Consider the following 25,682-nt stretch of genomic DNA (forward strand, 5'->3'; position numbering starts at 1 on the left):
AGGCTCCTGCAACACGGAAGGAAAGGCAGACGCGGACAACGGGCTGATTCATGACGAGACTCCGGTTCGGTTAAGTAACTGGGCAGTGCTGAACGTCACAACAACGGCAAGGCGGGCTGGCTGCCCGCTTCTATTTCCCCGACGCCAGGAACTGGGTCAGTTCGGGAATGGTTCCTTCGATATGCTCGCGCAGGACCCGCTCGGCATGATCGGCATCCCGCGAGCGGATGGCGTCGAGGATCTGCGCATGGTCTTCGCGGGCGCTCAGCGGCTGGTCGAGTTGCTGCAGCCACAGGCGCATGTGCGGCTCGATCACCGAATAGAGCGCCGATATCTGGCGCATCAACCGCGGGCGCTCACTGAGGCTGCACAGGTATTCATGGAAAGCCCGGTGGCGACCGACCCAGACGGCGCTGTCCTCGCGGTCGGCGTCCATGTCGTCGAGCAGGCGTTCGAGGTGCGTCAGGTGTCGCTCGGTGATCTTCGGCACCGCGACACGGATCGCCAGCCCTTCGAGGACGCTGCGCATTTCGAAGACTTCGTGCATTTCCTCGATATTCAGGCCGCTGACCACCGCCCCGCGATTGGGCCGCAGATTCACCAGGCCCTCGGCCGCCAGGCGGCGAAAGGCTTCGCGCACCGGCATGCGGCTCATGCCGATTTCACCGGCGATGTCATCGGCGATCAGCCGGTCGCCCATGCGGTAGCGCCCGCTGCAGATGGCACCGAGAAGAAAGTTGTAGGCCTCCTCCTCCGCGGTCATCGGTTGACGCTCGCTGTAAGCCGGTATGAATCCCATGGAAAGCACCTTCTGAATTTTTGTATCCAATTATCCATGGATACTAAAAAGCATTTTTGATGCCTGCTATCGGCAAAAGGGGCGAGAGGGTGGAGCCAGAGCGGTTTTCACTGGAAACACAGGCGGCTGGCACCGGCAGGACGCCAGGCGCCAGCGAGTCATCGGGAAACACCGCGGGGCAAAAATGCCCACACCGCGCACGCCTTCGACCACCTGCGCAAAGAGCGGCGTCCGGGATTGATAACGTCGGTGTTTTCAGGGAAGGGTTTTATTCGACATCGATAGGCGGCACCGGCCCCGGCAGAGTCCGCAAGAGACTGTTCGACAACTCGGTGAACAAATTCCGGGCAAAAAAAAGCCCAAGCGGCTGATGGACGCTTGGGGCTTAAAAATGCATAAACCGTGGTAGGTGAACGCGATGCCATATTAACTGATCGGCGAAACTTGTAACAAGATATTTGACGAATGAATTCACATTAAATTCATCCTAACCCCTTCAATAACCACAGGTTTTTTCTGGATATCCGGCAACTCAAATACAATATAGGCACTGTTTTGGTTCATTCAACCGCCTCGACACTTCAATTGCACCAAAGCAGTTCACCCCTGATGAGGGGAATAAATAAAAAAGGCCGTGGGAAACGGCCAAGGAGCATTCAGAGATAAAGCCACACAATAATTCTGGAAATAGAGCATCCGATGAGCGGCCTATGTACAGATAACAACCCGGCCATGGGGTTTATTCGGTGACGTTGCCGCTTTTCCGAAACAGGAAAGTTCCATGGGCGAGAAAAAATATAAACCGGCGCAGCCCCTCGACAGCGTTTGCGTCGCCGCCCGCGCCCGGCGACAATTGGCGCTCCATTTATTTCGAGGTTCGCAACATGCGTAAAGCACTTACCGTCCTGGCGCTCAGCGCCCTGTTTGCCCAAGGCGCAATGGCTGCCGGCGGTACCCAGGCGGCGGTCGGCGGTGGTTTGGGTGGCGTCCTGGGCAACGTGGTCGGTCAGCAGATGGGCGGTAGCACCGGCGCGGCCATTGGTGCAGGCCTGGGCGGCGCGGCCGGCGGTGCCGTGGCGGCCAAGAAAGGCAAGAAGACCAAGGCGGCCCTCGGTGGCGGCCTGGGCGCGGCAGGCGGTTCGCTGCTGGGCAACAAGCTCGGCGGCAGCACCGGCGCGGCGATTGGCGCGGGCCTGGGTGGCGCGGCCGGCGGCGCACTGGGTGGCCGCAAGTAACACTCCGTTTCCCCATGAAAAACCCGACACAGGCTGTCGGGTTTTTTTATGCGTTTTCTACCGCCCGGCCCTTGGATCAGCTCACTTGCCGCGGTTGCAGCCAACGGCTGAACAGACGCGTCACCCGCGGCATGAAGACATAGACCACCAGCAGGACGATGCTCAGGGTGATCAGCACATTGGCCTGCACGTACCCGCCCAGCCAGGGCAACAGCCCGAACACCGGCTTCCATACCTGTGGCACCAGGAACGTCAGCGGCAGGATCACCAGGAAGGTCACGCAGGCCTGCTTCCAGCGCGGTGGCGGCGCCGGCATGTCCGCTTGCGCCGGCGTGAACCAGAACTCACGGTCTTCGTTGATTTCCGTCTGGTCGCCGTCGGCCAGCAGCGAGCGGGCCTGGTCGACCAGTTCGCGACGGTCATCGGAATCCAGCCAGACCTGCAACTGCTCGGTGCTGGCAAACCGCAGCACACTGGTGAACTGCGCCAGTCCGCCGCTGTGCCCGCGCATCACGTCGATGCCCAGGTGCCCGGGATAGCTGCGCGCCTTGGCGATGATCTGGCGTAGCCAGGCTTCGTACGCCTGGTCCCCGCCCTGCCTGATGCGGTGCCGCACCAGTAACGTGACCACGCCGTCGGACAATTCGATATTCATGAGTGATTCCACCTGCCTGTACAAAGCCCGAGAGGCGGATGTGCCCGGCACACCCGCCCCGCTCCCTTACTTGACCTGACGCTGCGGGGCCTTGTGCACCATGGTGTAGGCGTAATCCACGCCCATACCATAGGCGCCGCTGTGTTCGCGCACCAGGTCCATGACCGCGTCGTAGGTTTCCTTGTGCGCCCAATCGCGCTGGAACTCGAGCAATACCTGCTGCCAGGTCACCGGCACCGCGCCGGCCTGGATCATCCGTTGCACGGACATGTCGTGGGCTTCCTTGGTGGTGCCGCCCGAGGCGTCGGTGACGATATACACCTCGTAGCCTTCGGCCAGAGCCTCGAGGGCCGGGAAGTTCAGGCAGACCTCGGTCCACAGCGCGGCCATGATCAGCTTCTTGCGCCCCGTAGCCTTGACCGCCTCGACGAATTTCCTGTCTTCCCAGGAGTTCATCGAAGTGCGTTCGATGGGCTGCTGGTCGGGGAACAGCGACAGCAGTTCAGGCCAGATGTAGCCGCTGAAACTTTCGGTTTCGACCGAAGTCAGGAGCGTCGGCACGTTGAAGATCTTCGCCGACTTGGCCAGGCCCACGGTGTTGTTCTTCAGGGTCTGGCGGTCTATCGACTGCACACCGAAGGACATCTGCGGCTGGTGGTCGATGAGGATCAGGGCGGAGTTGGTCGGGTTGAGCAGTTCACGAATGGACATGACGAGTTCCTTTTGGCTGAGAGGGTCCGGGTAATCTGTCAGCTCGGCGCGTGCTCCGCTTGGAGGTATGTGCTGCCGGCTTGGAACGAACTTTAGGGCCTGGATAAAATCGGGACAATTCCCTAAAATCGAGAGTCATTGATTCTATTAAAGGGACAATCATGGATCGCATCGAATGCATGCGGGCGTTTGTCGCCACGGTCGGGGCAAACGGCTTCGCGGCGGCGGCACGGGCAATGGACGTGCCACGCTCGAAAGTCAGCAAGCAGATCCAGGCCCTGGAAGAAGCCATTGGCGTGCAACTGCTGCTGCGCACCACCCGCAGCCTGCACCTGACCGAAGCCGGTGCCGAGTACTTCGAAGCGGCCCGCGAACTGCTGGCCTCGCTGGATGAGGCCGAGCAGCGTGCCCGTGACGGCATCGGCGAGTTGCGCGGGGTGTTGCGGGTCAACGCGCCGATGTCCTTCGGGCTGCGCCGGCTGGGGCCCCTGATTCCGGTGTTTCACCAGCAGCATCCGAACGTGGAACTGCAACTGGTGCTCAGCGACCAGCAGGTGGACCCGGTCAAGGGTGGCTTCGACGTGACCATCCGCATCGCCAGCCTGCCGGACTCGTCCATGGTCGCCAAACTGCTGGCCCCGGCCCCGCGCATCATGGTCGCCTCCCCCGGCTACCTGGAACGGGCCGGCACTCCCGCCACGCCCCGTGAGCTGAGTGCTCACCAGTGCCTGAACTATGGCTACCTGCAAAGTGGCGTCAGCCTGCAACTGAGCAATGGCAAGGACACCCAGCGGGTCACGGTCACCGGCCCGCTGCACGCGAACAACGGCGACCTGCTGGCCCAGGCCGCCGAAGCCGGCATGGGCATCGCCCTGTTGCCTGACTTCATCGTCGAAGACGCCCTGGCCGCTGGGCGCCTGGTACCGGTGCTGTGCGAGTGGCAGGCACCGCCGATCAGCATCAATGCCGTATACGCCTCGGCGCGCCGGGTGCCGCAGAAGACCCGGGCGTTCATCGATTTCCTGGTACAGGCGCTGGCAGTGAAAGAACGCGCTGCCGGATCCGTCGCCTGAAAACGCGACGGGAAGGGTCCAACCGGCTCACGCCTGCAACAGCAGGTGGCCGAAATCACAGCACTGGTGCGCCAGGCGTGCCACTTCGACGCTCAGGCCCTGCAGGCGGTCCGCCCGATGCACGGCGGCATAGCGGATCTGTGGTAACTCCGGATAAGTCTCGATCACCCGCAGGCGCCCTCGGGCGATCATCGGCGCGAGACACTGTCGGGGCAGGTAGCTGATGCCCACGCCGGAGATGGTCAGGCCGATCTGGGCCACCAGGTAGTTGCTGATCAGCGTGCGATTGAGGCGCACATCGTGCTGGGCCAGCCAGCGCTCGTAGACCAGGCCGGTCCCCGAACTGCCGCCCTGGGTCAGCACGGTGTACCCGGACAACGCCTGGAGGTCCATCGGCGCGGATTCGCGATACAGGTCCGGCGCGCACATCCAGGCGTTTTCCACGCTCTTGAGCGGCGTGGCGATGAAACGTGCGTCGTCGAAGACATCGGGCACGATGATCAGGTCGAGCTGGTCGTTCTCCAGTTTCTTGAACAACTCCGAACTCAGCTCGACCGAAGGCTCCAGCAGGACCTTGGGGTAGGCTTCGCGAATCTGCTCCACCAGGGCCGGCAACCAGGTCAGGGCCGTCAGTTCGGTCACGCCGAGGCGAAAACGCCGGACCAGCACCTCCCGCGAGCTGATGCGCTCCAGCAGGTAATCGCGCTGGCGGAGCATTTCGGCCGCGTGTTCGAAGAGTTCGGTGCCCTTCTCCGTCAAGCGCGCGCTGCGCCTGGAGCGGTCGAAAATCGGCACGTCAAAGGCGTCCTCCAGTTCCTGGACGCGCTTGGAAATCGCCGACTGGGACATGTTCAGCTTCAGCGAGGCCGATTCGAAACTGCCCAGTTCGACGATCCAGTAGATGGCTTCCAGTTGCTTGAAGGTAATCATGGCGGGGCCTCGGGTGAAAAAAGGTGTTCCATTGCTTGCCTGGCCCATCGATTCAGGTGGCGTGGGACTAATCTAGAGGGCAAACAACCTGAATATTAGCGATTTATTTTCCATCTCACTGATCACTCTTATCGATGATTAGCGCCGCCCGCGCCAGGCAGGCCGCCACCGCCCTGGCCAGGCGGTAATCTTCAGCTGTATATTCATACAGATAAAGATTGCCCGATGCGTCAACTCTGCGCATTCTGTAGCCCTTGCCAGGCCCTGAATGAAACAAGGTGGTTATGCGGTTGTTCCTCTGCGAGAAGCCCTCCCAGGCCAAAGACATTGCCGCCGTGCTCGGTGCCACGCGCCGTGGCGACGGCTGCTGGGTGGGCCCGAATGCCACCGTCACCTGGTGCATCGGCCACCTGCTGGAAACCGCCCCGCCGGATGCCTACGATGCCCGCTACAAACGCTGGGTGCTGGCCGACCTGCCCATCGTTCCGGAAAAATGGAAGATGCAGGTCAAGCCCAAGACCGCCAGCCAGTACAAGGCGGTCAAGCGCCTGCTGGGCGAGGCCCGGGAACTGGTGATCGCCACCGACGCCGACCGCGAAGGCGAAATGATCGCCAGGGAGCTGGTGGAGCATTGCCGCTATCGCGGGCCGATCCAGCGCCTGTGGTTGTCGGCGCTGGACGATGCCTCGATCCGCAAGGCGCTGGCGGCCCTCAAGCCGGGTGGCGAAACCTTCACGCTCTATCACTCGGCCCTGGGCCGCTCGCGGGCCGACTGGCTGATCGGGATGAACATGAGCCGTCTGTTCACCCTGCTCGGGCGCCAGTCCGGCTATCAGGGCGTGCTGCCGGTGGGCCGGGTGCAGACGCCGACCTTGCGCCTGGTGGTGGACCGTGACCGCAGCATCGCCGACTTCGTACCGGTGCCCTACTGGGCCATCGATGTGCACCTGCTGCATGACGGCCAGCCCTTTGTCGCCCAGTGGCGTGCGCCCCAGGATGCCTGCGACGACCAGGACCGCTGCCTCAACCAGGTCGTGGCGCAACAGGCGGCAAGCGCCATGGGCGCAGCCTCCAGCGCCACGGTGGTCAAGCTCAGGACCGAACGGATTCGCGAGCCGGCCCCCCTGCCCTTCGATCTCGGCACCCTGCAGGAAGTGTGTTCGAAAAGGCTCGGGCTGGGCGCCCAGGAAACCCTGGATATCGCGCAGGCGCTGTACGAAACCCACAAGGTCATTACCTACCCGCGCAGCGATTGCGGTTTTCTACCATTGAGCCAGCACGCTGATGCCGGACGGGTCCTGGCGGCACTCGAACGGGCCGATCCGAGCCTGGAAAAACTGGCGCCGTATCTCGATCCGACACGACGCTCACGGGCCTGGAGCGATGCCAAGGTCACCGCCCACCACGGCATTATCCCGACAGGCAGCGGGGCCGGCCTCGACCGGTTGCAAGGCAAGCCACGGGCGGTCTATAGCCTGATTCGTGCCCGTTACCTGGCGCAGTTCCTGCCCAACCACGAATACGACCGGACCCAGGCCGATTTCGATTGCGCGGCACAGGCGTTGCGAGCGGTGGGCAAACGGATCGTCGAACCCGGCTGGAAACGGGCGCTGCCCGAGGCCCTGGCGCCGGCCAAGGGACGCGAGGCCCCGGAGCCACAGGCCCTGCCGGCATTACGTGAAGGCAGCGAATGCGTGGTCAACCGGGTCGAACTCAAGGACCTGTGGACCCAGCCACCGAAACCCTTTACCGAAGGCGACCTGATCAAGGCAATGAAAAACGTCGCCCGGTATGTGGAAGACCCGCGCCTCAAGCAGAAGCTCAAGGACACCACCGGCATCGGCACCGAAGCCACCCGCGCCGGCATCATCCAGGGCTTGCTGGATCGACAGTACCTGGTCAAGCACGGCAAAAGCCTGTCAGCGACCCCGGCGGCCTTCAGCCTGATCGACGCGGTGCCCCGGGCGATTGCCGACCCGGGCACCACGGCAATCTGGGAACAGGCGCTGGACATGGTGCAGAGCGGCGAGATGAGCCTGGAAGAATTTGTCGCCAAGCAGGCGGCATGGATGAGCAAGCAGGTGGGGCGCTGCGTCGAGCTGAAACTGCAGATCACCATGCCCGCCGGGATGGCCGGAAAAGGGGCAGCGCCCTGGAAGAAGAAACGCAAGGCGACGACAGCCAGGCCAGCCCGGAGCCGACGCCCGAAAAAACCGGCAACGGCTTCCTGACTGATCCCTCCCGACCGGCGTCCGGCCATCTTGCAAGACGGCGTGGAAACGCAAGGCCTCCGTCACCGTCCCCGTGTCCCCATGGAAGTCAGCGCCGGGCCTGGCTGCCGTACACCGCGAAGGAGAATGCCAGGTACGCCGCCAAGGTCGACGTCATGTCGCCCACGTCGGTGGTCGGATTGACCTCAGTAATGGCCATCGCCGCACAGTGCGGGGCGAGCAGTTCGACCATCTCCAGCGCTTCGGCCGAACTGATGCCGCCCGGTTCGTGGGCTCCGGCGCCCGGCGCAAAGGCCGGGTCGATGGCATCGATATCGAACGACAGGAACAGGTGGTCGGCGCCCTTGACCCGCTCGAGAATACGCTCGACCGTGGCTTGCGGGCCGAGCCGCAGCACCTCGCGCGCGCTGAGATGGATCAGGTCGTTGTCATGCTTGAAGCGGCCCGAGGCCGGGAAGTTGAAGTGCCGTTCGCAGACCTGGATACAGTCCGCCGCGTGGATCTGCTCCAGTTCCAGCGCCCGTCGCATACCACTCGACTGGCTGAAGCGCCCCTGCTTGACGCTGTCGTCCATCAGGTCCAGGTGGGCATCGAAATGAATCACGCCGATGCGCCCCTCCAGGGCCTGGCAGACCCCCTGGGCCACGGGAAACAGCAGGCTGTCGTCACCGCCGATGACCACCGGCACCCGGCCGGCCTGGATCGATTGGCGGACCGCCTCGCTGGTAGCCAGAAAGGTTTTCTGGGTGTCATGGGGCACTACCGCGACGTCGCCGCGATCCACCAGCAGGTGTTCGCCGACCTCCATGAAACTGTCGGTCTCCAGGCAGTAGACCTTACCGTCCTGGATGCGCATGTTGATCCACTTGGCGCTTTCCCGCACCCGTGCCGGGGCGAAGCGCGAGCCCGGCCAGCCGAGTGTGGACTCGCCGTCGAAGGGAACGCCCAGAAGATCGAATTGACGCTTGTCGCGGGTAGTCATGGTAGATGCCTCCTGATGATTTGGACAAAAATGCGGGGATCGACGGCTCAGCCCCGACGTGGCTGCAGATAGCTCGCCCAGCGCTGTTGCGCGAAACGGAAAGCCAGCACCAGCACCATCGTCAGGACCAGGTACAGCCCTCCCGCGGTGACATAGGGTTCGAACTGGATGTAGTGATTGAGGGTGATGTTGCGTGCCACGCCGGTGATTTCCATCAGGGTCACCGTGCTGGCCAGGGAGGTCGCATGCAGCATCATGATGGTCTCGTTGCCGTACAGCGACAGGGTCCGGGTCAGCATCGCCGGCAACATGATTCGCCGCAGCAGGGTCCAGGGCGTCATGCCGTAGGCCCGCGCCGCCTCGACCTCGCCGGACGGCAGATGACGCAGCCCGCCAGCGAAGATTTCCGTGGTGTAGGCCGTGGTGTTGAGGATAAAGGCCAGCAACACGCAGAACAGCGGGTTGGACAGCCAGGTCCACAGCACACTGCCACGCAGCAGGTCGAACTGGGCCAGGCCGTAGTAGATCAGGAACAACTGGATCAGCAGCGGCGTACCGCGAAACACCAGGGTGTAGGCCGCCACGCCGTGGCGCAGCAGCGGGTTGGCCGCATTGCGGGCCACCGCCAGTCCCAGGGCGAGGAAGAAGCTGACTCCCAGCGCGACCACGGTCAGCAGCAAGGTCAGTTGCAGGCCCTGGGCGTAGAGGTCCAGGTTGTCGTAGATCACATCCCAATTCATCGCGCCAACTCCCGAACGCCCTGCGAGTAACGTTTGCCCAGCCAGCCGACGAGGATCAGCGACAGCACCGCGATCAACAGGTAGAAGCCCCCCGCCAGCAGATAGAAAGTGAAGGGTTTGCCGGTGGCCTCGGCGGCTCCCTTGGCCCGGAACATGATGTCCTGCAGGCCGATCAGCGACACCAGCGCCGTGGCCTTGACCAGCACCAGCCAGTTATTGGTGAAACCGGGCAAGGCCAGACGCACCATCTGCGGCAGGATGATGCTGCGCAGGGTCTTCACCCGCCCCAGGCCATAGGCCTGGGCGGCCTCCAACTGCCCGTGGGGAATCCCTTCCAGCGCCCCACGAAAGGTCTCGGTCATGTAGGCGCCGAAAATCACCCCCAGGGTCAGCGAACCGGACAGGAACGGGCTCGGATCCACGGAGTACCTGCCGCCCGCCGCACCGATCCATTGGTTGAGCAGGGCCGGCAGGCTGTAGAACATCAACAGCATGAGCACCAGGTCGGGAATCCCCCGCACCAGGGTGGTGTAGATCTCCGCCAGCACCCGCAGCAGGCGGTGCTCCGAACGCTTGCACAGCGCCCCGGCCAGGCCCAGCACCACCGCCAGGGCCAGCGACACCAGGGCCAGCTGGAAGGTGATCCAGCCGGCGCTCAGGACACTGCCGATGTAGTCGGTCAACATGGGCGTTACTGCGCGTCGAAGTATTTGCGGTTGAGGGCGTCGAGCTTGCCGCTGTCACGCACTTCGCCAAGACCTTCGTTGATCTGCTTGAGCAAGGCCTCGTTGTTCTTGTTGATGGCAATCGCCACGCCTTCGCCGAACTCGGGGGCGTCCTTGCCGGTGAACAGCGGGCCGACCAGTTCGAAGTCCTTGCCGTTGTCGCCCTTGAGGAAGCTGTGGGTGATCTGGGCCTGGTAGCTCATGTGCACATCGGCGCGCCCGCTGCTCAGTTCGAGATAAGGCGCACTGCCGCTGTCGTAGCGCTTGATGGTGCTCTGGGTGTAGTTCTTGGTGACATAGGCGTCCATCGGCGTGCCGGTCTGGACCGCGATCACCTTGCCCTTGAGACCTTCGGGCGAGATGGTCAGGTTGGCCCCCTTGTGCGCGACGAAACGGAACACCGGATGATCGTAGATATCGCTGAAGGCAAGGATCTTGCGCCGGGCCTGGGTAACGGTGAGTTGCGAGATCAGCGCGTCGTACTTGTTACTGATCAGGCCGGGAATCATGCCGTCCCAGGCCGCGTTGATGATCTTGCAATCGAGCTTGGCCGCATCGCAGACAGCCTGGGCCAGCTCGACATCGTAGCCGACCAGTTTGCCGGAGCCGTCCACCGATTCGAAAGGCGGGAACGTCGCGTCGGTGGCAATAGTGATCGGCTCCGCCAGGGCGCCACCGGCGACTACCATCGAGAGGGAAGCGAACAACAGCGTGGATAAACGGTTCATGAGTGCGTCCTATGGGTGGGTCGTAGGTTCGGCAGTGTTGAACAGCGGCATTTCAGCGCTGTTGAAACAGCGTCTTTTCAGGGTTAAAGGCTAACGCCGGGGCCTCGGATCTATCCGTCGTAAACGTCGGCAGTCGCACGGGATACGGCTGTTTTCCCGAGCGGACCGCAGCGGCTTCGGCTGGGTATTCATAGCCTGCGGATCAGGGCAGAAAAGCACTGGCGGGGATGACGGACTGCTTCACGCTGGCCAGGGTCGGATGACTGACCAGACGGTCTATATGCAGCTCGACATCGTTGAACCATTGCTCCGTCAGCACCCGGTAATGCTCCAGGTCGCGACAATGCATGCGCAGGCAGTAGTCGAAGGCCCCACTGACCAGCTGGCACTCGATCACCTCGCGGCTTTCCCGCATCTTCGCCTCGAAAGCGCGCTGCGCGGTCCGGCCGTTCTGGTTGGAGAGCGCCACCATGACCAGCAGCGAAACACCGGGCGACAGCCGCGGCAGGTCGATCATCGCGCCGTAGCCGCGGATCACCCCGAGCTTCTCCAGCTTGCGCACCCGTTCGAGGCACGGCCGCGGCGTCAGGTGCACCCGTTCGGAGAGTTCCTGATAGGTGATCCGGCCTTCGTCGCGCAGGATGTCGAGAATCGCGGCGTCGATACGATCCAGGACCGGGGGGCTTCGTTCATCACTCGGGACATGGCAGCCTCCTACTTCAGGCGACCGGAAAGAAATTGCTGCAGGCGTTCGCTGCGAGGCTGCTCGAACAACTGCGCCGGCGTACCCTGCTCTTCGATCCGCCCCTGGTGCAGGAACAACGCCTGGGTCGACAGGTGACGGGCAAACCCCATCTCGTGGGTCACCACCACCATGGTCCGGCCCTCCTCGGCCAGGGTCTGCATGACCTTGAGCACTTCACCGACCCGCTCGGGATCGAGGGCCGAAGTCGGCTCGTCGAACAGCATCACTTCAGGCTCCATGCACAGGGCCCGGGCAATCGCCACCCGCTGCTGCTGGCCGCCGGAAAGGTGTGCGGGGTACTGGCCATGACAAGCGGGCGCCAGGCCGACCTTGTGCAGATAGGCTTCACCGCGTTCGCGGGCCTCGGCCTTGCTCAGTCCGTGCACGTACATCGGTGCCTCCATGACGTTTTCCAGCACGGTCATGTGCGACCACAGGCAGAAATTCTGGAACACCATCGCCAGGCGTCCGCGCATGCGCTGCAACTGCACCGGGTCCCGGGCCCGCAAGGCGCCACTGCGCCGATCGCGACGGGTATCGAGCAGCTCGCCGTTGACCTGGATGGTCCCGGCACTGGGCTGCTCCAGCAGATTGATGCAACGCAGGAAGGTGCTCTTGCCCGAACCGCTGGAGCCGATGATGCTCACTACGTCGCCGGAACGGGCGGAAAGGCTGACGCCCTTGATCACCTGGTGGTCGCCGTAGCTTTTATGCAGGTCGGTCACTGCCAGCTTGTACATCGATTCGCTCCTCATGCCTGTGGGAAAGAAAGATCAGCGGGGTCAGGCCGGCGGCGGCACGATGACCCACAACGCCGTGCACACTTCATCCTTCGACGGGTTGACCCAGGTGTGCGGATCGCTGGGGGCGAAGGTCAGGGTGTCGCCGGCTCGCAGCAGGTAGGTTTCCTCTGCGACACGCATCTCCAGGCAGCCGCTCTGGACATGCACCAGGTCGGCGGCAGCCTTGATCGAATAGGGTTCGGTACCGGAACCGCCGCCCGGCTCGATCACCGAATAAAGCGCCATCATGTGTTCGTTGCCGGCTCCACAGATCAGGTACTCGCGCATGCCCTCGCCACCCAGGCTGATCGGCGCGCCCTGCCCGGCCGCGACAAAGCGGGTGGACGGCGGCTCGAACAGTTCGCCCGGCTTGATGCCGATGGCTTCGCAGATACGCAACAAGGTCGCCACCGAAGCCTGCACCGTGTCGCGCTCGAAACGACTGATAAAGGATTTGCTGACACCGACCTTTTGCGCCACCTCATCGATCAGCATGCCCTTGGCCTGGCGCAGTGCCCGCAGGCGACTGCCGACGTTGAACGGGTCGGTGCTGCCCGACGAGCCGCTGACGGTTTCGTCCTCCGGCATTTCGATTTTCTTGCTAGGCATTGGACGGTCCTTGAGTTTCCAATTAGACAACTTGAATTGAACATAGCAAGCATCGAGCCAACCTATTAAAAACCCAATAAAACCTGGAAAAAATGAAGACACCCATCCTTCAAGCTCGCCATTTCAAGGTATCCAGATGCAAATGGAACAACCTATCCCAACAATTAGTTTCCTATTTGGAAACCTCGACATAGACATATCGAGCCTCATGACAGGGAGAAAAAAGCAGGCAGACCGGGCACTTTTGGGGCACCGCGAACTGTCGTGGTGCGCACCTGCCCTCAAGACAGAAAACAGGCAAAGACAGGAAACGGGCGATGCCCATCACTGTTACAGGCAGTGACCCTTGCCCTCAGGAAAAGCAGGAAGACGTTTCGATTAGACTCAGGGATGGGAGTCGCTTCTCAGAACGGAACAGGCGGCGCAGCTATCATGTCGAGCCGCCGATCCGGGCACCTCGATGGGCACCCGGAACCGTTGCAGTCGGCAAGGCGACCTCCAGAACTCTTGGCCATGCTGGCGGGACGCGCCCTGAGCATTCAGGCAGCGTATCCAGGGATGTGTTTTCCCGCCGCTCAAAGGAACGAACTATGACCCGTAATATGATCGGCAGCGTGATTGGCGGTGCAGCGGCACTGGGCCTTATCGTGGTGTTTTTCGGCAGCTGGTACACCGTGGATGAAACAGAGCGTGGCGTACTGCTGAGAAATGGTGCGCTGGTCGGCGTAGTGGACCCCGGCCTGTCGTTCAAGACGCCCTTTATCGAGACGGTCAAACTGATCAGCACCCAGAGCCAGGTATCGGCCTACGAGAACCTCCAGGCCTACAGCAAGGACCAGCAATCGGCCCAGCTCAAGGTTTCAGTTTCCTGGCACGTTGCTCCTTCCGATGTCGCCAAGGTATACACCCAGTTCAAGGACATCGACGGCGTGCGCGACCGACTGATCAGCCGCCAGGTGCCCACCCAGGTCGAGAACGTCTTCGGTCAGTTCAACGCGGTTGCCGCGGTGCAGAACCGCGTCCAGCTGGTCAACGACATTTCCGCCGCCATCAAGAAAGCCGTGGCGGGTCCCGTAATGATCGACAGCGTGCAAGTCGAGAACATCGACTTCAGCGACGCCTATGAAAAAGCCATCGAAGCGCGCATGGCCGCCGAAGTCCAGGTCAAGACCCGCGAACAGCAACTGGCGACCGAACAGGTCCAGGCGCAGATCCGCGTGACCCAGGCCCAGGCCGAAGCCGACGCGCAACTGGCCCAGGCCAAGGCCGATGCCCAGGCCACAGAACTGCGCGGCCGCGCCGAAGCCGAAGCGATCAAGGCCCGCGCCCAGGCCCTGGCGAGCAACCAGAACCTGGTGGAATTGACCAAGGCCGAGCGCTGGAACGGCGTGTTGCCGACGACGGTACTGCCAGACGGCGCGGTGCCGTTTATCGATGCCCGACAGAATCGTCAGGCTGAGTAACGGAGTCAGTGCGGGGCGCCGGATATTCGGGAGAATCCTGGCACCCTCAAGCTCATTGCGAGCAGCAGACCCCCCTCCCCAGTCAACCTCCGGACTTTTCCTCGATTTGCCTGCCGAGATGACGGACCTCCGCCCGGAGGGCCTGGAGTTCGGTTGTCGCCTGATTGAGTAACTCGCGATCCGATAACCGGGAGCGAACATCGGAAGCTGCTTTCTTGCGTCCCCGGTAGATGGCGAAAGCTATCAATAAAACCATACAGGCCAACCAGGACAGAACGATTATGGCCTTCACTAGCCCACCTCCTGAATTGCGCACACGCAAGAGAAGACAAAACAAACAACACTGGCGACAAACAGCGTGACACTCAACAACACCATCTTGGGTGTGGCGTCGCCCGCCAAGAGGTACAAAGTCGAAAAACCGGTAATAGCAGCACCTGCCCCCAGACCCGCCATCGCGTCAGCCAACCAGCGAATCGTTTTACTTTCCATGCTGCATCCCTGCGCAAAACCCGGCCAAGCATTTCCATACGACGACCTGGCAATGGCAAAGAATGCTGAGGAATACGAGAAGAGTGGTCAACCAATCGAATGTTTGTCGGTATTTCAGGAGCGCCGCAGCGTCGATGCAGGAGGGAGAAAACCTCAAAATCAAGACACAAAAAAAGGGCCAACCTTTCGGTTGACCCCTCTAGACCGCCCAGCAGAGCGGATTTTATCTGGTAGGCGCGATTGGACTCGAACCAACGACCCCCACCATGTCAAGGTGGTGCTCTAACCAACTGAGCTACGTGCCTGCTGTGGGCTGCATTCTACGGATTTTCCGCAGGCTGGCAACCTGTTTTTTCTTCTAAGCCTATGAATAGGCTTGAAAATTTCTACCGAAAGCACCTTTCGCAAATGAAATCAGGCCAGCACTCCTGCCGCGGGCCCGGAAAAGCCCGCAGGCAGCAAAGGCTGTCCGCCCTCCTACATCGCCGAATTCAAGACGAAAAAAAGGCCAACCTTTCGGTTGGCCTTTCTACACCGCCCAGCAGAGCGGATTTTGTTTGGTAGGCGCGATTGGACTCGAACCAACGACCCCCACCATGTCAAGGTGGTGCTCTAACCAACTGAGCTACGTGCCTGCTGTGAGGCGGCATTCTACGGATTTGGCGAAGTGTGTCAATACCTTTTTTGCCGCTAAGTCTATGAATAGGCAAATTTTTTATTTGGCCCCCGGCAACGCCGATGTTTCGGGTGGCTGGCGGGGGTATTTCATCTGAGGTAGGATCAGGCCACTCGTAAAAAATATAAAACAGAGGTTCCAGGATGGCGAACACCCCCTACCCCCAGTCCTATTACGCCGCATCGGCCAATCCGGTTCCCGAGCGCCCGCTGTTGCAGGATGACGTCGAAACCGATGTATGCGTGATCGGTGCCGGCTACACCGGCCTCTCCAGCGCACTGTTCCTGCTGGAGAACGGTTTCCGGGTCACGGTGCTGGAAGCCGCCAGGGTCGGCTTCGGCGCCTCGGGCCGCAACGGCGGCCAGATCGTCAACAGCTACAGCCGCGACATCGATGTGATCGAGCGCAGCGTCGGCGCCAGACAGGCACAACTGCTCGGACAGATGGCCTTTGAAGGCGGCCGGATCATTCGGGAACGGGTAGCCAGGTACAACATCCAGTGCGACCTCAAGGACGGCGGTGTCTTTGCCGCCATTACCAAAAAGCAGATGGGCCACCTCGAATCCCAGAAGAAGCTCTGGGAACGTTATGGTCATACCCAGCTGGAGTTGATGGACCAGCGCCGTATCCGCGAAGTGGTCGACTGCGATCAGTATGTCGGCGGCATGCTCGACATGAGCGGCGGCCATATCCATCCGCTCAACCTGGCGCTCGGCGAAGCCGCGGCGGTCGAGTCACTCGGCGGCACGATCTACGAGCAATCGCCCGCAGTACGTATCGAACGCGGCGCCAACCCAGTGGTGCACACGCCACAGGGCAAGGTCAGGGCCAGGTTCATCATCGTCGCGGGCAATGCCTATCTGGGCAACCTGGTGCCGGAACTGGCCGCCAAGTCGATGCCCTGCGGCACCCAGGTGATCACCACCGAGCCGTTGAGCGATGCTCTGGCGAAATCGTTGCTGCCGCAGGATTACTGCGTGGAAGACTGCAACTACCTGCTGGACTACTACCGTCTTTCCGGCGACAAGCGCCTGATCTTCGGCGGTGGCGTGGTCTATGGCGCACGGGACCCGGCGAATATCGAGGCGATCATCCGGCCGAAGATGCTCAAGGCCTTCCCGCAACTCAAGGACGTGAAGATCGACTACGCCTGGACCGGCAACTTCCTGCTGACCCTGTCGCGCCTGCCCCAGGTCGGTCGCCTGGGCGACAACATCTATTATTCCCAGGGCTGCAGCGGCCACGGCGTGACCTACACGCACCTGGCGGGCAAAGTGCTGGCCGAAGCCTTGCGCGGACAGGCCGAACGCTTCGATGCCTTTGCCGACCTGCCACACTATCCGTTCCCCGGCGGGCAACTGCTGCGCACGCCATTTACCGCGCTGGGGGCGTGGTACTACACGATGCGCGACAAGCTCGGGGTTTAGTCCTTGCGGGAGCTTGCCGGCGAAGAGCTCCTCGAGAAGGCTGCAAACCTCAAGGCTCTCTTCCCGGCGCTGCGGCGTCCCGACAAGCCCGCTCCCACAAGGTTTTCCTGTGTCATGCGGGCTGCGAGCGATCAGTGTCCGGCAATGGCCCTGGTCGCCTTCGCCGCCGCCTGCTCCTGCCCTGCCCGGGACAGGTCATCGGCGGCCTTCAACCAGCACTGTCGGTCGACCTGGGCCGGCAGTTGCGTCGGCGCCTGGATCAGTACCGCCCAGCCACCGGCACTCTTCCAGGCCGAAGTGAACTTGTCGAAATCCATCAGCAGCCGACGGTTCATCCCCGCCCGCAACAACACCGTCTGCTTGGTCCGGTTGTAGCCGGCCACCACGGCATAACGCGGTTCGGAAAACACCCGCCCTTCATTGAACCGCACCATCACCGGATATCCGGCCGCGACCTGAGTCAGCACCGCCGGCAATTCGGCATCCAGCGGGTACACCACCATGCCGTACTCGCGCGCCAGCACCTGCATATTGCGTTGCAGATCCGCCTCGGCGCCCGGCAGCTTCAGGGGCTTGTCCAACAGCCCAGGGGTCACCGTCACGCCCTGCTGCGACAGCATGCTGGCCAGGGCTCCCGGACCGCTCTGATAAACCTCGCCGCGGAAAAACGGCACACCATTGAGTTCCACACGCTCCGGCAAACGCTGGATTTCCGGCTGGACGCTGCCGGCACAGCCGCCCAGGGCCAGCAACAGGGCGCCCACCATCAACAACCGGCGGGATGACAGGCAGCGCAAATGGGTTGATCCCTCGAACATCTTCACTCTCTTGATCAGGTGCCAGGCAAGGTCAGCCCCGGCTCGGGCCTTGATCATAGGTCGCAGTCACGCGGTGGTATAGCCTTTCATCACAGTTTGTCCGACGCCATAGAGCGAAATGACTGACCGAACACGACCATTGGTCAATAGCCTGAAACATCCCAGCGACTAGACTGATCCTCAAGCAAGACGAAGTGAGCGAGCCCCTTCGGGGCGAAGGAGGCACTGATGAGCCTTATCGTGACAGTTGCATTGTTGATCCTGGGTTGGCTGGCGGTCGCGGCGGCCATGTTGTGGGGAATCCTGCGGATCTCCCGTCGCCATCACCCGCACGCCCTACCCTCGCAACCGCAGGAAGCCGACAAGCCACAGGGACGCACCGTCAGCGCCCATTAAGAGATTTCCCACAAAAAAGGCCGCCTGGAACCAGGCGGCCTTTCTCGTTACACGACGCGGATCAGGCTTGCACCGCCTCGCGTTTCTGCCGGGCACGACGGGCCAGCATGTTCAGCCCCTCGATCACCGCCGAGAAGGTCATGGCGGCGTACACATAGCCCTTGGGCACATGGGCACCGAAGCCTTCGGCGATCAGCGTCATGCCGATCATGATCAGGAAGCCCAGGGCCAGCATCACCACCGTCGGGTTGTCGTTGATGAACTTCGCCAACGGCTCGGAAGCCAGCAACATCACGGCTACCGCCACGACTACCGCGATCACCATGATCGGCAGGTGTTCGGTCATCCCCACCGCGGTGATGATGCTGTCGATGGAAAAGACCAGGTCGAGCATCAGGATCTGGCCGATGGCGGCGGCGAACCCCAGCGACACCCGCGAAGGCCTGTCGTCGTGCTCCTTGGTTTCCGGGTCCATGCTGTGATGGATTTCAGTGGTTGCCTTCCAGACCAGGAACAGGCCACCGGCGATCAGGATCATGTCCTTCCAGGAAAACGCCTGGCCGAACACCTCGAGCACTGGCGCCGTGAGCTTGACGATGTAGGCGATGGTGCCGAGCAGGGCCAGGCGCAGGATCAGCGCCATGCCGATACCGATCCGCCGCGCCTTGGTGCGAAACTGCGCAGGCAGCTTGTTGGTCAGGATCGAAATGAAGATCAGGTTATCGATGCCGAGCACGATTTCCATGACGATCAACGTCGCCAGGGCAATCCAGGCAGTGGGGCTGACAGCGAGTTCCAACAGGTATTCCATGGTTCAGTCCTGATTCCGGTAAAGCGGGTTAGATTTCCCGGGACGACTTTTCAGTCTCGTCCGCAGGTTTCGATTTGTTGAGCGGCAACCCACTGGTCGCGTCACTGAGGGCCTGTTCGGCCGCCTTGTGCGTATCGTCGATGGCTTGCTTGGCCGTTTCGGCCGCCGTGCCCATCAACTGCCGGGCGCTTTTTTCTGCCTGGTCGCAACCGCCGAGCACCAGCAAGGAGGCGATCAGCAGCGAGGTGGTCATGATCGAATGGCGTTTCATCCAGGGTTCCTTCTGTTCCCGGGCGAACCGCTCAGTTGGCTCGCCGATAGCGCTGCATTCTAGGGAGCGCGATACTTCAGGAAAATTCGTATTTTTAAGCGCTATACTTCGCTTTTTACGAAGTGATGGCCGCCATGCTCAATTACCGGCAATTGCACTATTTCTGGGTCGTGGCCAAGACCGGCAGCATCGTGCGCGCCTGTGAACAGCTGAACCTGACCCCGCAAACCATCAGCGGCCAGATCAGCCTGCTGGAACAGACCTTTGGCGTTGAGCTGTTCCGCAAGGCCGGACGCCAGCTCGAACTGACCGAAGCCGGGCGCCAGACCCTGCCCTACGCCGAGCAGATGTTCCAGTTGGGCAATGAGTTGGAGGCGATGCTGCGGGCACAGCCGAAAGAGCAGCAGGTGCTGTTTCGGGTCGGAGTGGCGGATGTGGTGCCCAAGTCCATCGTCTACCGGCTGATCGCCCCGACCATGGAGCTGGACGAACCGATCCGCATTACCTGCCGCGAAGACAAGCTCGAACGCCTGCTGGCGGACCTGGCGATCCAGCGCCTGGATCTGGTGATTTCCGACAGCCCGATGCCGAGCCACCTGGATATCAAGGGCTACAGCCAGAAGCTGGGGGAATGCGGGGTCAGTTTTTTCGCCACCGAGGCGTTGGCGCAACGCTACGGCGACACCTTCCCCAGCTGCCTGCAGGGCGCGCCGCTACTGATTCCCGGCCAGGAAACCGTGGTGCGCAGCCGCTTGTTGCGCTGGTTCGCCGAACAGAAGATCCAGCCGAAGATTGTCGGTGAGTTCGACGACAGCGCCTTGATGCAGGCCTTCGGGCAATCCGGCAGCGGCTTCTTCATCGCCCCGAGCGTGATCGCCGATGAGGTGTGCAAGCAGTACGGCGTCAGGCTGATGGGCCAGACCGATGCCGTGAGCGAATCTTTCTATGCGATCTCGGTGGAGCGCAAGGTCAAGCATCCCGGCATCCTGGCAATTACCGAAGGCGCCCGGCGCGAGCTGTTCATGGGGCGGAAGGTTAAGCGCCGGCCGTGCGCAGTCACGAGGCAGTCCTTGTGAAAGCAGACCTGTGGGAGCGGGCTCCCACAGGCAGTGCGTCAGGTTTGACGAATCAGAACGCGCCCATGTAGTCGCGCTTGCCGATTTCCACGCCGTTGTGACGCAGGATCGCGTAGGCAGTGGTCACATGGAAGAAGAACTGTGGCAGGCCATAGCTCAGCAGGTACGACTGGCCGCTGAAGCGCTTCTCTTTCGGCGTACCCGGACGGGTCACGATCTCGATGCCTTCCTTGCCGTCGACCTGTGCGGCGGTGATGCTGTCCAGGTGCGCCAGGGTCTTGCTCAGCAGTGCCTGCAGATCGGCGAAGGTGGTTTCGGTATCCGGGTAGGACGGTACTTCGATCTCTGCCAGACGCGACGACACGCCCTTGGCGAAATCGACCGCGATCTGCACCTGGCGCACCAGGGGGAACATGTCCGGAGCCAGGCGGGCTTGTACGAATACGCTCGGATCGATGTTCTTCGCCGTCGCGTGGGCTTCGGCCTTGTTCAGAACGTCGCTCAGGGCGTTGAGCATTTGCTTGAAAACCGGAATGGAAGCTGCGTACAGGGAAATGGTCATGGGGATCTCGCAATGAAGATGGCAGGAATGAAGCCGGGCGATTATAGCCAGGGTTCCCGTCGTTGCGGCTTGTCTTTTTACGTCGGGAAGTCCTACGCTAGTGCCCTTCCAACGCATAGGGAACAGCACAATGAGCACCGAGCAAGAGACTTCCGGCGACCAGCCACGGTTGAACAGCACGGAAATCCGCATCCTGGGCTCCCTGATCGAAAAGCAGGCCACCAACCCGGAAACCTACCCGCTGACCCTCAATGCCCTGGTCCTCGCCTGCAACCAGAAAACCAGTCGCGAACCGGTGACGAACCTCAGCCAGGGCCAGGTCGGGCAAAGCCTGCGCGCCCTCGAAGGCCAGGGCTTCACCCGCCTGGTGATGGGCAGCCGGGCCGATCGCTGGGAGCATCGGGTCGACAAGGCGCTGGAACTGGTGCCGGCGCAAGTGGTGCTGATCGGCCTGCTGTTCCTGCGCGGGCCACAGACGGTCAATGAGCTGCTGACCCGCAGTGGCCGGATGCATGATTTCGAGGACACCGAACAGGTGGTGCACCAGCTGGAGCGCCTGATCGCCCGGGGCCTGGCGCTGTTGATTCCACGCCAGGCCGGACAGCGCGAAGACCGCTACACCCATGCCCTGGGCGATCCGGCGGATATCGAAGCGATCATCGCGGCGCGTCAGCAAGGACCGGAGCGCGGCACTGCGGGCGCGGTGTCAGTGGAACGGATCGAAGAGCTGGAGGCACGGATTGCGGCGCTGGAAGAGCGCCTTGCCCGGTTGGAGTGAGCTCCCTCTGCAGGAATCGCGTGGTGTCTCTAGGTCCGGGCAAACGCCACGGCCTTCTGGAACTGCTCCGCTGTCGGTCGCACTCCGGTGTACAGCACAAACTGCTCCAGGGCCTGGATGGCAATCACTTCCAGGCCGGTGATCACCCGCTTGCCTTGCTCGCGCCCGCGCACGATCAGTGGCGTTTCCGAAGGAATCGCCACCACATCGAACAGCGTCTCGGCCGCGTCCACCGCGCTGGCCTCGAAAGCCAGCTGACCGGCCTCCGGCCCACCGTCCATGCCCACCGGCGTCACATTGACCAGCATCTGCGGGCGCAACTCGCCCAGTTGCGCCTGCCACTCGTAACCGCAGATCGCCGCCAGCGCCTTGCCGGCCGACTCATTGCGCGCCACGATCACGCCATTGCGGTAACCGCCATCACGCAGGGCCGACGCCACGGCCTTGGCCATGCCGCCGCTGCCACGCAGGGCAAAGCTGGTGTCGCGGGGCACGGCATGGGTCTCCAGCAACTGGGCAATCGCGATGTAGTCGGTGTTGTAGGCCTTGAGGTGGCCGGCGGTGTTGACGATGGTGTTGATCGACTGGATCGCCGCGGCCGAGGCGTCCAGCTCGTCCACCAGGGCGATGCAGGCTTCCTTGAACGGCATCGACACACCGCAGCCACGGATCCCCAGGGCTCGGATCCCGCCGACCGCGCCGGGCAGGTCCTGGCTGCTGAAGGCCTTGTAGTAGAAGTTCAGGCCCAGCTGTTCATACAGATGATTGTGGAAACGCAGGCCGAAATTTCCGGGGCGCCCAGACAATGACATGCACAGCTGGGTGTCTTTGTTGGGGTTCATCTGCATGTTTCATCTCCTGGAGGGTACTTTCGGATAGACGGGATTAGCCATCGACCCCGGTTTTCGTTGATCATAGCCCGCAGGTGCAAGGCTCTGGCGCGGGTATCGCAGGACTGTAAGGAAGCATCGCCAGGAACCTTACACAAAATTTACTCAGCGGCTGTGAAGATTTTCAGGAAGTCGCTGTCATAGAAGTATCCCCGCGACAGTCCTTGAGTCTATTGCAGACAACAAGCGCTGGGGTTGGAACCCGAGGAATAATCATGATTCGTACAATTCCCAAGATAGCTTTGCTCGTTGGTGCACTCGCTGTCGCAGGTCAGGCCTCCGCCCACGGTGGCGGCTGGGTTGGTCCTGCCTTGTTGGGTGGCGTGATCGGTGGGGCGATTGTCGGCTCGGTGGTATCGAACAGCCGCCCGGTCTACGTCCAGCAGCCTGTCTATGCACAGCCCGCACCGGTCTATGTCCAGCAACCGGCTCCGGTCTACTACCAGCCGGCCCCGGTCTACGTCCAGGCACCGCCTCCGGTGGTGGTCTACGGCGGTGGCGGCTACTACCGTCCGGCGTACTACGGTCACCCGCACTACGGCTACGGCCCACGCTGGTAATCGTCAAGGCAAGAACCCCAGGCCCCGCTCGCAAGACGGGGCCTGACTCGTTCTGGGCTTGCTGAAAAGTACGAACGCGTCACAGGACGGGTCTGAATTTCGGTGGTAAAGGTCGCAAGCGAGACAGCAACGCAGGGCCAATGGCGCATGATATGCATAAGCCGTCACCCGGAGCAGGTATTCACACGGCTGTCATATGGGTGCCATTAGCGATCGGCAAGATCGCCCATACGCCCTGAAAACTTCTACCTATAAAAACAAGGACGAGCCATGCCTACGCAAAACCCGCATCGCACCGCCGGCCTCTGCACTTCCAGCAAGGTCTACAGCGCCCTCACCGAACTCAAGCAGCTGGAGGGCCATCGCACGGCCAAGTTTCTCTCGCTGCTGGCCGAGAACCTGGTTCGCAAGGGATTGTTGAGCGAACAGGAAGTGGTGAACATGCTGGATCAGGTCGTCGACTGATCCGGCATGTTCAAGCGCTTGCGGTCGATGCCCCGTTATGGCGCAAGGCTTGATTTCGTCGATGTCCACTATCGAGCGCGGTGATTTTCCCCCGAACCGCCATCCCCGTAAGGTAGCTCCATAGATTGATGGAGGTACTTATGCCCAAGGTTCAGATCATGTCCGTTATCGGCAGCGCCGTTCCCGCCTCGCTCAGGGAACTGGGACTGCTCGCCTGCTGGTACCTGGTCCGCGACGGCGTCCCCATCAGCGGTCCCTTCACGTCCCTGCCGGCGGCCAAGGCCTTGTCCGAGCGCATGGACCTGCACAGCTTCGGTGCCTGACCGCCTACCTGTTCCCGAATCGTGCGTTGCTCCGCACAACCCCTTGCCCGCACTGGTTGCGGGCTTTTTTATGGGCGCCGATCAGCCGCGCTCGGCCTGTGCGCTATTGACCTGGGTGCGATGCACCAGCTTCTGCAGGCGCTTCTCCAGTTCGATCATCACCACGCGGTCCGAACGCCCGCTTTCCAGTTCGTCACTGAGGGCGTAGGCGACCTTGCGCAACTCGTGAATGATGACAATCCGGTCATCGTTGAGGTCATGCTTGTGGGACTCGAACAACCGCTGCAGGAAGTCCTCGAGGATACGTTGGTAGCGATGCCGGTCGGTCGCGCGCAAGTGCGCCAGGCTGGCGGTGATCCGCGCCAATAGCTCGAGGATCTCCAGCCCGAAGTAATGCAGGCGCCGCGCATAACCGACTTCACGCTCGCGCAGTTGCCGGCGTTCGGCCTGGAATGCCTGCTTGCGCTGGATCGCCGGCACGGCAATCGCCACCATCAGCCCGACGATCAATCCCACGGCCTGGATCCAGCCATACCAGTCGACCGACTTCGGAAAGAAGGCAAACCCCACCACCACCACGGCCACTACCCCCGCCCCGACCACCATGGGCAGGTAATCCCGGCTGATAAAACCCTTTGGCATTGCCCGATTCCTCACGTCTTGAAAAGCGCCGTTCGCGATCAAGTGGCGATGCTAATCGCTGTGCGTGACCGACACCATCACATGTCAGGGCCGATACACAAAAATCGATGTTCAGTCCTCAATGGGACGAGACATAAATGGAACTGCTGGTGGGAGCAGGCAAGGCATAGGTCCGTTTCATCCACTGAATCTCCTCCTGCGAGGTACGACCAAAAAAGCGCTTGAACTCACGACTGAACTGCGACGCGCTTTCGTAGCCCACCATCGCGCACGCCGTCGCCGCAGTAATGTCGTTTCTCAACATCAGCAGGCGCGCCTGGTGCAGGCGGGTGGACTTCAGGTATTGCATCGGCGAGGTGTCGGTGACCGTGCGAAAGTGCGAATGAAAACTGGGCACGCTCATCATCGCTTCCCTGGCCAGCTGTTCGACATCCAGGTGCTGGCTGTAGCACGAATGAATCTTGCGTATGGCCCTGGCGACCTTGCCGAACTGGCCTTGTCGATTGAGCGCGGCCCGCATCGAACCGCCCTGCTCGCCGGTGATGATGCGGTAGTAGATTTCCCGCATCAGCGTCGGGCCGAGAATCCGCGCTTCGACCGGGACACTCATCACTTCCAGGAAGCGCAGGAGTGAGTCGCTCAGCTTGTCATCCATCGGCGAGGAGTACATCCCCTTGGGTTTGGCTTCGGCCAGCCCGGCGACTTCATCAAGCTCCAGCATCAACTCGGCGGCCAGGTTGAAATCCAGGCGCAGATACACCGCCAGCATCGGCTCGGCTGCGCTGGCTTGCGTCTCCATGCTGAAGGGCACGGGTACCGAGACCACCAGGTAGTGTTGCGCGTCGTAGACGTAGATGTCTTCACCCAGGTAGCCACGCTTGCGCCCCTGGCAGACGATCACGATGCCCGGATCGTAAAGCACCGGCGTGCGGTTGAGCGGACGATTGGAGCGCAGAAAGCGCACGTCGTCGAGCGGTGTCAGGTTGTATCCCTCGACAGGCGCCAACTGCCCCATCAACTCGATAATGCGGTCCGTGCGTGGGTTGTCATGGCCCATGTCGCCTGCCTCCAGCGGAAAACCGGAATG

At 61.8% G+C, this 25,682-nt stretch carries 30 protein-coding genes and 2 tRNA genes; 11 read left to right on the top strand and 21 right to left on the bottom strand.

The genetic code is table 11. The features are described 5' to 3' along the window. Positions 1-130: 130 nt before the first annotated feature. The gene (locus KI243_RS20700; protein WP_177087527.1) at positions 131-799 is read right to left on the bottom strand and encodes a GntR family transcriptional regulator; all 669 of its coding nucleotides are present in this window, start codon (positions 797-799) and stop codon (positions 131-133) included. A gap of 884 nt (positions 800-1,683) precedes the next feature. On the opposite strand from KI243_RS20700, the gene KI243_RS20705 reads away from it, so the two are divergent. Beyond that, the gene (locus tag KI243_RS20705) at positions 1,684-2,034 is read left to right on the top strand and encodes a hypothetical protein (protein WP_017124644.1); all 351 of its coding nucleotides are present in this window, start codon (positions 1,684-1,686) and stop codon (positions 2,032-2,034) included. A 76-nt stretch (positions 2,035-2,110) separates the two neighbouring features. Here the strand turns inward: KI243_RS20705 and KI243_RS20710 are convergent, their stop codons facing one another. Both KI243_RS20710 and KI243_RS20715 read right to left on the bottom strand, forming a co-directional pair. After that, positions 2,111-2,689, bottom strand: coding sequence for an antibiotic biosynthesis monooxygenase (locus KI243_RS20710; protein WP_177087525.1), 579 nt, complete (start codon positions 2,687-2,689; stop codon positions 2,111-2,113). 66 nt (positions 2,690-2,755) lie between these two features. Further along, entirely contained in the window at positions 2,756-3,400 is a 645-nt protein-coding gene (locus KI243_RS20715) for a hydrolase (protein ID WP_177087523.1), read from the bottom strand. A 161-nt stretch (positions 3,401-3,561) separates the two neighbouring features. On the opposite strand from KI243_RS20715, the gene KI243_RS20720 reads away from it, so the two are divergent. Continuing rightward, a complete protein-coding gene (locus KI243_RS20720) occupies positions 3,562-4,473 on the top strand; it encodes a LysR family transcriptional regulator (RefSeq protein WP_212809843.1) in 912 nt (303 codons plus the stop codon). Positions 4,474-4,500: 27 nt separating this feature from the next. Here KI243_RS20720 and KI243_RS20725 read toward each other — a convergent pair whose 3' ends face one another. Continuing rightward, positions 4,501-5,403: a LysR family transcriptional regulator gene (locus KI243_RS20725; protein ID WP_177087519.1), complete on the bottom strand. Its 903-nt coding sequence runs from the start codon at positions 5,401-5,403 to the stop codon at positions 4,501-4,503. Between the two features lie 284 nt (positions 5,404-5,687). Here KI243_RS20725 and KI243_RS20730 point away from each other — a divergent pair, with 284 nt between their 5' ends. Beyond that, positions 5,688-7,634 (top strand): DNA topoisomerase III, encoded by a 1,947-nt coding sequence (locus tag KI243_RS20730; protein ID WP_212809844.1) that lies wholly within the window; start codon positions 5,688-5,690, stop codon positions 7,632-7,634. An 88-nt stretch (positions 7,635-7,722) separates the two neighbouring features. Here the strand turns inward: KI243_RS20730 and KI243_RS20735 are convergent, their stop codons facing one another. The 7 genes from KI243_RS20735 to KI243_RS20765 form a co-directional block, all read right to left on the bottom strand. Beyond that, positions 7,723-8,616, bottom strand: a complete 894-nt coding sequence (locus KI243_RS20735) for an agmatinase family protein (protein WP_212809845.1) — start codon at positions 8,614-8,616, stop codon at positions 7,723-7,725. Between the two features lie 47 nt (positions 8,617-8,663). Further along, positions 8,664-9,356, bottom strand: a complete 693-nt coding sequence (locus KI243_RS20740) for an ABC transporter permease subunit (protein WP_177129197.1) — start codon at positions 9,354-9,356, stop codon at positions 8,664-8,666. Next, positions 9,353-10,042 (bottom strand): ABC transporter permease subunit, encoded by a 690-nt coding sequence (locus tag KI243_RS20745; RefSeq protein ID WP_017124652.1) that lies wholly within the window; start codon positions 10,040-10,042, stop codon positions 9,353-9,355. Before KI243_RS20745 ends, KI243_RS20740 begins: the two co-directional genes overlap by 4 nt. Positions 10,043-10,047: 5 nt before the next feature. Further along, positions 10,048-10,809, bottom strand: a complete 762-nt coding sequence (locus KI243_RS20750) for a transporter substrate-binding domain-containing protein (RefSeq protein ID WP_212809846.1) — start codon at positions 10,807-10,809, stop codon at positions 10,048-10,050. Positions 10,810-11,011: 202 nt separating this feature from the next. Beyond that, the gene (locus KI243_RS20755; RefSeq protein ID WP_244861910.1) at positions 11,012-11,482 is read right to left on the bottom strand and encodes an Lrp/AsnC family transcriptional regulator; all 471 of its coding nucleotides are present in this window, start codon (positions 11,480-11,482) and stop codon (positions 11,012-11,014) included. 41 nt (positions 11,483-11,523) lie between these two features. Next, entirely contained in the window at positions 11,524-12,294 is a 771-nt protein-coding gene (locus tag KI243_RS20760) for an ATP-binding cassette domain-containing protein (protein ID WP_212809847.1), read from the bottom strand. 42 nt (positions 12,295-12,336) lie between these two features. Continuing rightward, positions 12,337-12,945 carry an XRE family transcriptional regulator gene (locus tag KI243_RS20765; RefSeq protein WP_212809848.1) on the bottom strand — a complete coding sequence of 203 codons (609 nt, stop codon included), beginning with the start codon at positions 12,943-12,945 and terminating at the stop codon, positions 12,337-12,339. Between the two features lie 590 nt (positions 12,946-13,535). Between KI243_RS20765 and KI243_RS20770 the strand changes: the two genes are divergently transcribed. Continuing rightward, a complete protein-coding gene (locus KI243_RS20770; RefSeq protein ID WP_017124657.1) occupies positions 13,536-14,408 on the top strand; it encodes an SPFH domain-containing protein in 873 nt (290 codons plus the stop codon). Positions 14,409-14,699: 291 nt separating this feature from the next. Here KI243_RS20770 and KI243_RS20775 read toward each other — a convergent pair whose 3' ends face one another. The 3 genes from KI243_RS20775 to KI243_RS20785 all read right to left on the bottom strand — a co-directional run bounded on the left by KI243_RS20775 (position 14,700) and on the right by KI243_RS20785 (position 15,535). Then, positions 14,700-14,900, bottom strand: a complete 201-nt coding sequence (locus tag KI243_RS20775) for a hypothetical protein (protein WP_212809849.1) — start codon at positions 14,898-14,900, stop codon at positions 14,700-14,702. Positions 14,901-15,128: 228 nt separating this feature from the next. Further along, a tRNA-Val gene (locus tag KI243_RS20780) sits at positions 15,129-15,205 on the bottom strand. 253 nt (positions 15,206-15,458) lie between these two features. Next, a tRNA-Val gene (locus tag KI243_RS20785) sits at positions 15,459-15,535 on the bottom strand. A 184-nt stretch (positions 15,536-15,719) separates the two neighbouring features. Between KI243_RS20785 and KI243_RS20790 the strand changes: the two genes are divergently transcribed. Beyond that, complete coding sequence (locus tag KI243_RS20790) at positions 15,720-17,003, top strand: FAD-binding oxidoreductase (RefSeq protein ID WP_212809850.1); 1,284 nt, start codon at positions 15,720-15,722, stop codon at positions 17,001-17,003. Positions 17,004-17,134: 131 nt separating this feature from the next. Here KI243_RS20790 and KI243_RS20795 read toward each other — a convergent pair whose 3' ends face one another. Then, positions 17,135-17,878, bottom strand: a complete 744-nt coding sequence (locus KI243_RS20795) for a peptidase C39 family protein (protein ID WP_212809851.1) — start codon at positions 17,876-17,878, stop codon at positions 17,135-17,137. Positions 17,879-18,049: 171 nt separating this feature from the next. On the opposite strand from KI243_RS20795, the gene KI243_RS20800 reads away from it, so the two are divergent. Next, positions 18,050-18,217, top strand: coding sequence for a hypothetical protein (locus KI243_RS20800; protein WP_017124662.1), 168 nt, complete (start codon positions 18,050-18,052; stop codon positions 18,215-18,217). Between the two features lie 61 nt (positions 18,218-18,278). Here KI243_RS20800 and KI243_RS20805 read toward each other — a convergent pair whose 3' ends face one another. Both KI243_RS20805 and KI243_RS20810 read right to left on the bottom strand, forming a co-directional pair. After that, positions 18,279-19,028, bottom strand: a complete 750-nt coding sequence (locus KI243_RS20805) for a TerC family protein (RefSeq protein WP_017124663.1) — start codon at positions 19,026-19,028, stop codon at positions 18,279-18,281. Positions 19,029-19,056: 28 nt separating this feature from the next. Beyond that, entirely contained in the window at positions 19,057-19,299 is a 243-nt protein-coding gene (locus KI243_RS20810) for a hypothetical protein (RefSeq protein ID WP_177129203.1), read from the bottom strand. Between the two features lie 134 nt (positions 19,300-19,433). On the opposite strand from KI243_RS20810, the gene nhaR reads away from it, so the two are divergent. Beyond that, entirely contained in the window at positions 19,434-20,375 is a 942-nt protein-coding gene (gene nhaR / locus KI243_RS20815; protein ID WP_212809852.1) for a transcriptional activator NhaR, read from the top strand. Between the two features lie 52 nt (positions 20,376-20,427). On the opposite strand, the gene KI243_RS20820 is transcribed toward nhaR, so the two are convergent. Further along, the gene (locus tag KI243_RS20820; protein WP_017124666.1) at positions 20,428-20,937 is read right to left on the bottom strand and encodes a DUF1993 domain-containing protein; all 510 of its coding nucleotides are present in this window, start codon (positions 20,935-20,937) and stop codon (positions 20,428-20,430) included. Positions 20,938-21,067: 130 nt separating this feature from the next. Between KI243_RS20820 and KI243_RS20825 the strand changes: the two genes are divergently transcribed. After that, the gene (locus tag KI243_RS20825) at positions 21,068-21,715 is read left to right on the top strand and encodes a DUF480 domain-containing protein (protein ID WP_017124667.1); all 648 of its coding nucleotides are present in this window, start codon (positions 21,068-21,070) and stop codon (positions 21,713-21,715) included. Between the two features lie 29 nt (positions 21,716-21,744). On the opposite strand, the gene KI243_RS20830 is transcribed toward KI243_RS20825, so the two are convergent. Further along, positions 21,745-22,563, bottom strand: a complete 819-nt coding sequence (locus tag KI243_RS20830; protein WP_177108145.1) for a shikimate 5-dehydrogenase — start codon at positions 22,561-22,563, stop codon at positions 21,745-21,747. Positions 22,564-22,820: 257 nt separating this feature from the next. On the opposite strand from KI243_RS20830, the gene KI243_RS20835 reads away from it, so the two are divergent. The 3 genes from KI243_RS20835 (at position 22,821) to KI243_RS20845 (ending at position 23,953) form a co-directional block, all read left to right on the top strand. Next, entirely contained in the window at positions 22,821-23,165 is a 345-nt protein-coding gene (locus KI243_RS20835; protein ID WP_042934687.1) for a hypothetical protein, read from the top strand. 270 nt (positions 23,166-23,435) lie between these two features. Beyond that, positions 23,436-23,630 carry a hypothetical protein gene (locus tag KI243_RS20840; RefSeq protein ID WP_017124670.1) on the top strand — a complete coding sequence of 65 codons (195 nt, stop codon included), beginning with the start codon at positions 23,436-23,438 and terminating at the stop codon, positions 23,628-23,630. A 140-nt stretch (positions 23,631-23,770) separates the two neighbouring features. Further along, positions 23,771-23,953, top strand: a complete 183-nt coding sequence (locus KI243_RS20845) for a hypothetical protein (protein WP_017124671.1) — start codon at positions 23,771-23,773, stop codon at positions 23,951-23,953. An 81-nt stretch (positions 23,954-24,034) separates the two neighbouring features. Here KI243_RS20845 and KI243_RS20850 read toward each other — a convergent pair whose 3' ends face one another. Together KI243_RS20850 and KI243_RS20855 are read right to left on the bottom strand one after the other, a co-directional pair. Next, complete coding sequence (locus KI243_RS20850; protein ID WP_212809853.1) at positions 24,035-24,595, bottom strand: hypothetical protein; 561 nt, start codon at positions 24,593-24,595, stop codon at positions 24,035-24,037. 118 nt (positions 24,596-24,713) lie between these two features. After that, the gene (locus tag KI243_RS20855) at positions 24,714-25,652 is read right to left on the bottom strand and encodes an AraC family transcriptional regulator (RefSeq protein ID WP_212809854.1); all 939 of its coding nucleotides are present in this window, start codon (positions 25,650-25,652) and stop codon (positions 24,714-24,716) included. Positions 25,653-25,682 lie beyond the last annotated feature (30 nt).

It is taken from the genome of Pseudomonas sp. Ost2 (assembly GCF_018326065.1).
Classification (GTDB): domain Bacteria; phylum Pseudomonadota; class Gammaproteobacteria; order Pseudomonadales; family Pseudomonadaceae; genus Aquipseudomonas; species Aquipseudomonas gingeri.

Coding starts and splice junctions, on each gene's coding strand:
- KI243_RS20700 (WP_177087527.1), bottom strand. CDS start 799: ATGGGATTCATACCGGCTTACAGCGAGCGTCAACCGATGACCGCGGAG.
- KI243_RS20705 (WP_017124644.1), top strand. CDS start 1,684: ATGCGTAAAGCACTTACCGTCCTGGCGCTCAGCGCCCTGTTTGCCCAA.
- KI243_RS20710 (WP_177087525.1), bottom strand. CDS start 2,689: ATGAATATCGAATTGTCCGACGGCGTGGTCACGTTACTGGTGCGGCAC.
- KI243_RS20715 (WP_177087523.1), bottom strand. CDS start 3,400: ATGTCCATTCGTGAACTGCTCAACCCGACCAACTCCGCCCTGATCCTC.
- KI243_RS20720 (WP_212809843.1), top strand. CDS start 3,562: ATGGATCGCATCGAATGCATGCGGGCGTTTGTCGCCACGGTCGGGGCA.
- KI243_RS20725 (WP_177087519.1), bottom strand. CDS start 5,403: ATGATTACCTTCAAGCAACTGGAAGCCATCTACTGGATCGTCGAACTG.
- KI243_RS20730 (WP_212809844.1), top strand. CDS start 5,688: ATGCGGTTGTTCCTCTGCGAGAAGCCCTCCCAGGCCAAAGACATTGCC.
- KI243_RS20735 (WP_212809845.1), bottom strand. CDS start 8,616: ATGACTACCCGCGACAAGCGTCAATTCGATCTTCTGGGCGTTCCCTTC.
- KI243_RS20740 (WP_177129197.1), bottom strand. CDS start 9,356: ATGAATTGGGATGTGATCTACGACAACCTGGACCTCTACGCCCAGGGC.
- KI243_RS20745 (WP_017124652.1), bottom strand. CDS start 10,042: ATGTTGACCGACTACATCGGCAGTGTCCTGAGCGCCGGCTGGATCACC.
- KI243_RS20750 (WP_212809846.1), bottom strand. CDS start 10,809: ATGAACCGTTTATCCACGCTGTTGTTCGCTTCCCTCTCGATGGTAGTC.
- KI243_RS20760 (WP_212809847.1), bottom strand. CDS start 12,294: ATGTACAAGCTGGCAGTGACCGACCTGCATAAAAGCTACGGCGACCAC.
- KI243_RS20765 (WP_212809848.1), bottom strand. CDS start 12,945: ATGCCTAGCAAGAAAATCGAAATGCCGGAGGACGAAACCGTCAGCGGC.
- KI243_RS20770 (WP_017124657.1), top strand. CDS start 13,536: ATGACCCGTAATATGATCGGCAGCGTGATTGGCGGTGCAGCGGCACTG.
- KI243_RS20775 (WP_212809849.1), bottom strand. CDS start 14,900: ATGGAAAGTAAAACGATTCGCTGGTTGGCTGACGCGATGGCGGGTCTG.
- KI243_RS20790 (WP_212809850.1), top strand. CDS start 15,720: ATGGCGAACACCCCCTACCCCCAGTCCTATTACGCCGCATCGGCCAAT.
- KI243_RS20795 (WP_212809851.1), bottom strand. CDS start 17,878: ATGATCAAGGCCCGAGCCGGGGCTGACCTTGCCTGGCACCTGATCAAG.
- KI243_RS20800 (WP_017124662.1), top strand. CDS start 18,050: ATGAGCCTTATCGTGACAGTTGCATTGTTGATCCTGGGTTGGCTGGCG.
- KI243_RS20805 (WP_017124663.1), bottom strand. CDS start 19,028: ATGGAATACCTGTTGGAACTCGCTGTCAGCCCCACTGCCTGGATTGCC.
- KI243_RS20810 (WP_177129203.1), bottom strand. CDS start 19,299: ATGAAACGCCATTCGATCATGACCACCTCGCTGCTGATCGCCTCCTTG.
- nhaR (WP_212809852.1), top strand. CDS start 19,434: ATGCTCAATTACCGGCAATTGCACTATTTCTGGGTCGTGGCCAAGACC.
- KI243_RS20820 (WP_017124666.1), bottom strand. CDS start 20,937: ATGACCATTTCCCTGTACGCAGCTTCCATTCCGGTTTTCAAGCAAATG.
- KI243_RS20825 (WP_017124667.1), top strand. CDS start 21,068: ATGAGCACCGAGCAAGAGACTTCCGGCGACCAGCCACGGTTGAACAGC.
- KI243_RS20830 (WP_177108145.1), bottom strand. CDS start 22,563: ATGCAGATGAACCCCAACAAAGACACCCAGCTGTGCATGTCATTGTCT.
- KI243_RS20835 (WP_042934687.1), top strand. CDS start 22,821: ATGATTCGTACAATTCCCAAGATAGCTTTGCTCGTTGGTGCACTCGCT.
- KI243_RS20840 (WP_017124670.1), top strand. CDS start 23,436: ATGCCTACGCAAAACCCGCATCGCACCGCCGGCCTCTGCACTTCCAGC.
- KI243_RS20845 (WP_017124671.1), top strand. CDS start 23,771: ATGCCCAAGGTTCAGATCATGTCCGTTATCGGCAGCGCCGTTCCCGCC.
- KI243_RS20850 (WP_212809853.1), bottom strand. CDS start 24,595: ATGCCAAAGGGTTTTATCAGCCGGGATTACCTGCCCATGGTGGTCGGG.
- KI243_RS20855 (WP_212809854.1), bottom strand. CDS start 25,652: ATGGGCCATGACAACCCACGCACGGACCGCATTATCGAGTTGATGGGG.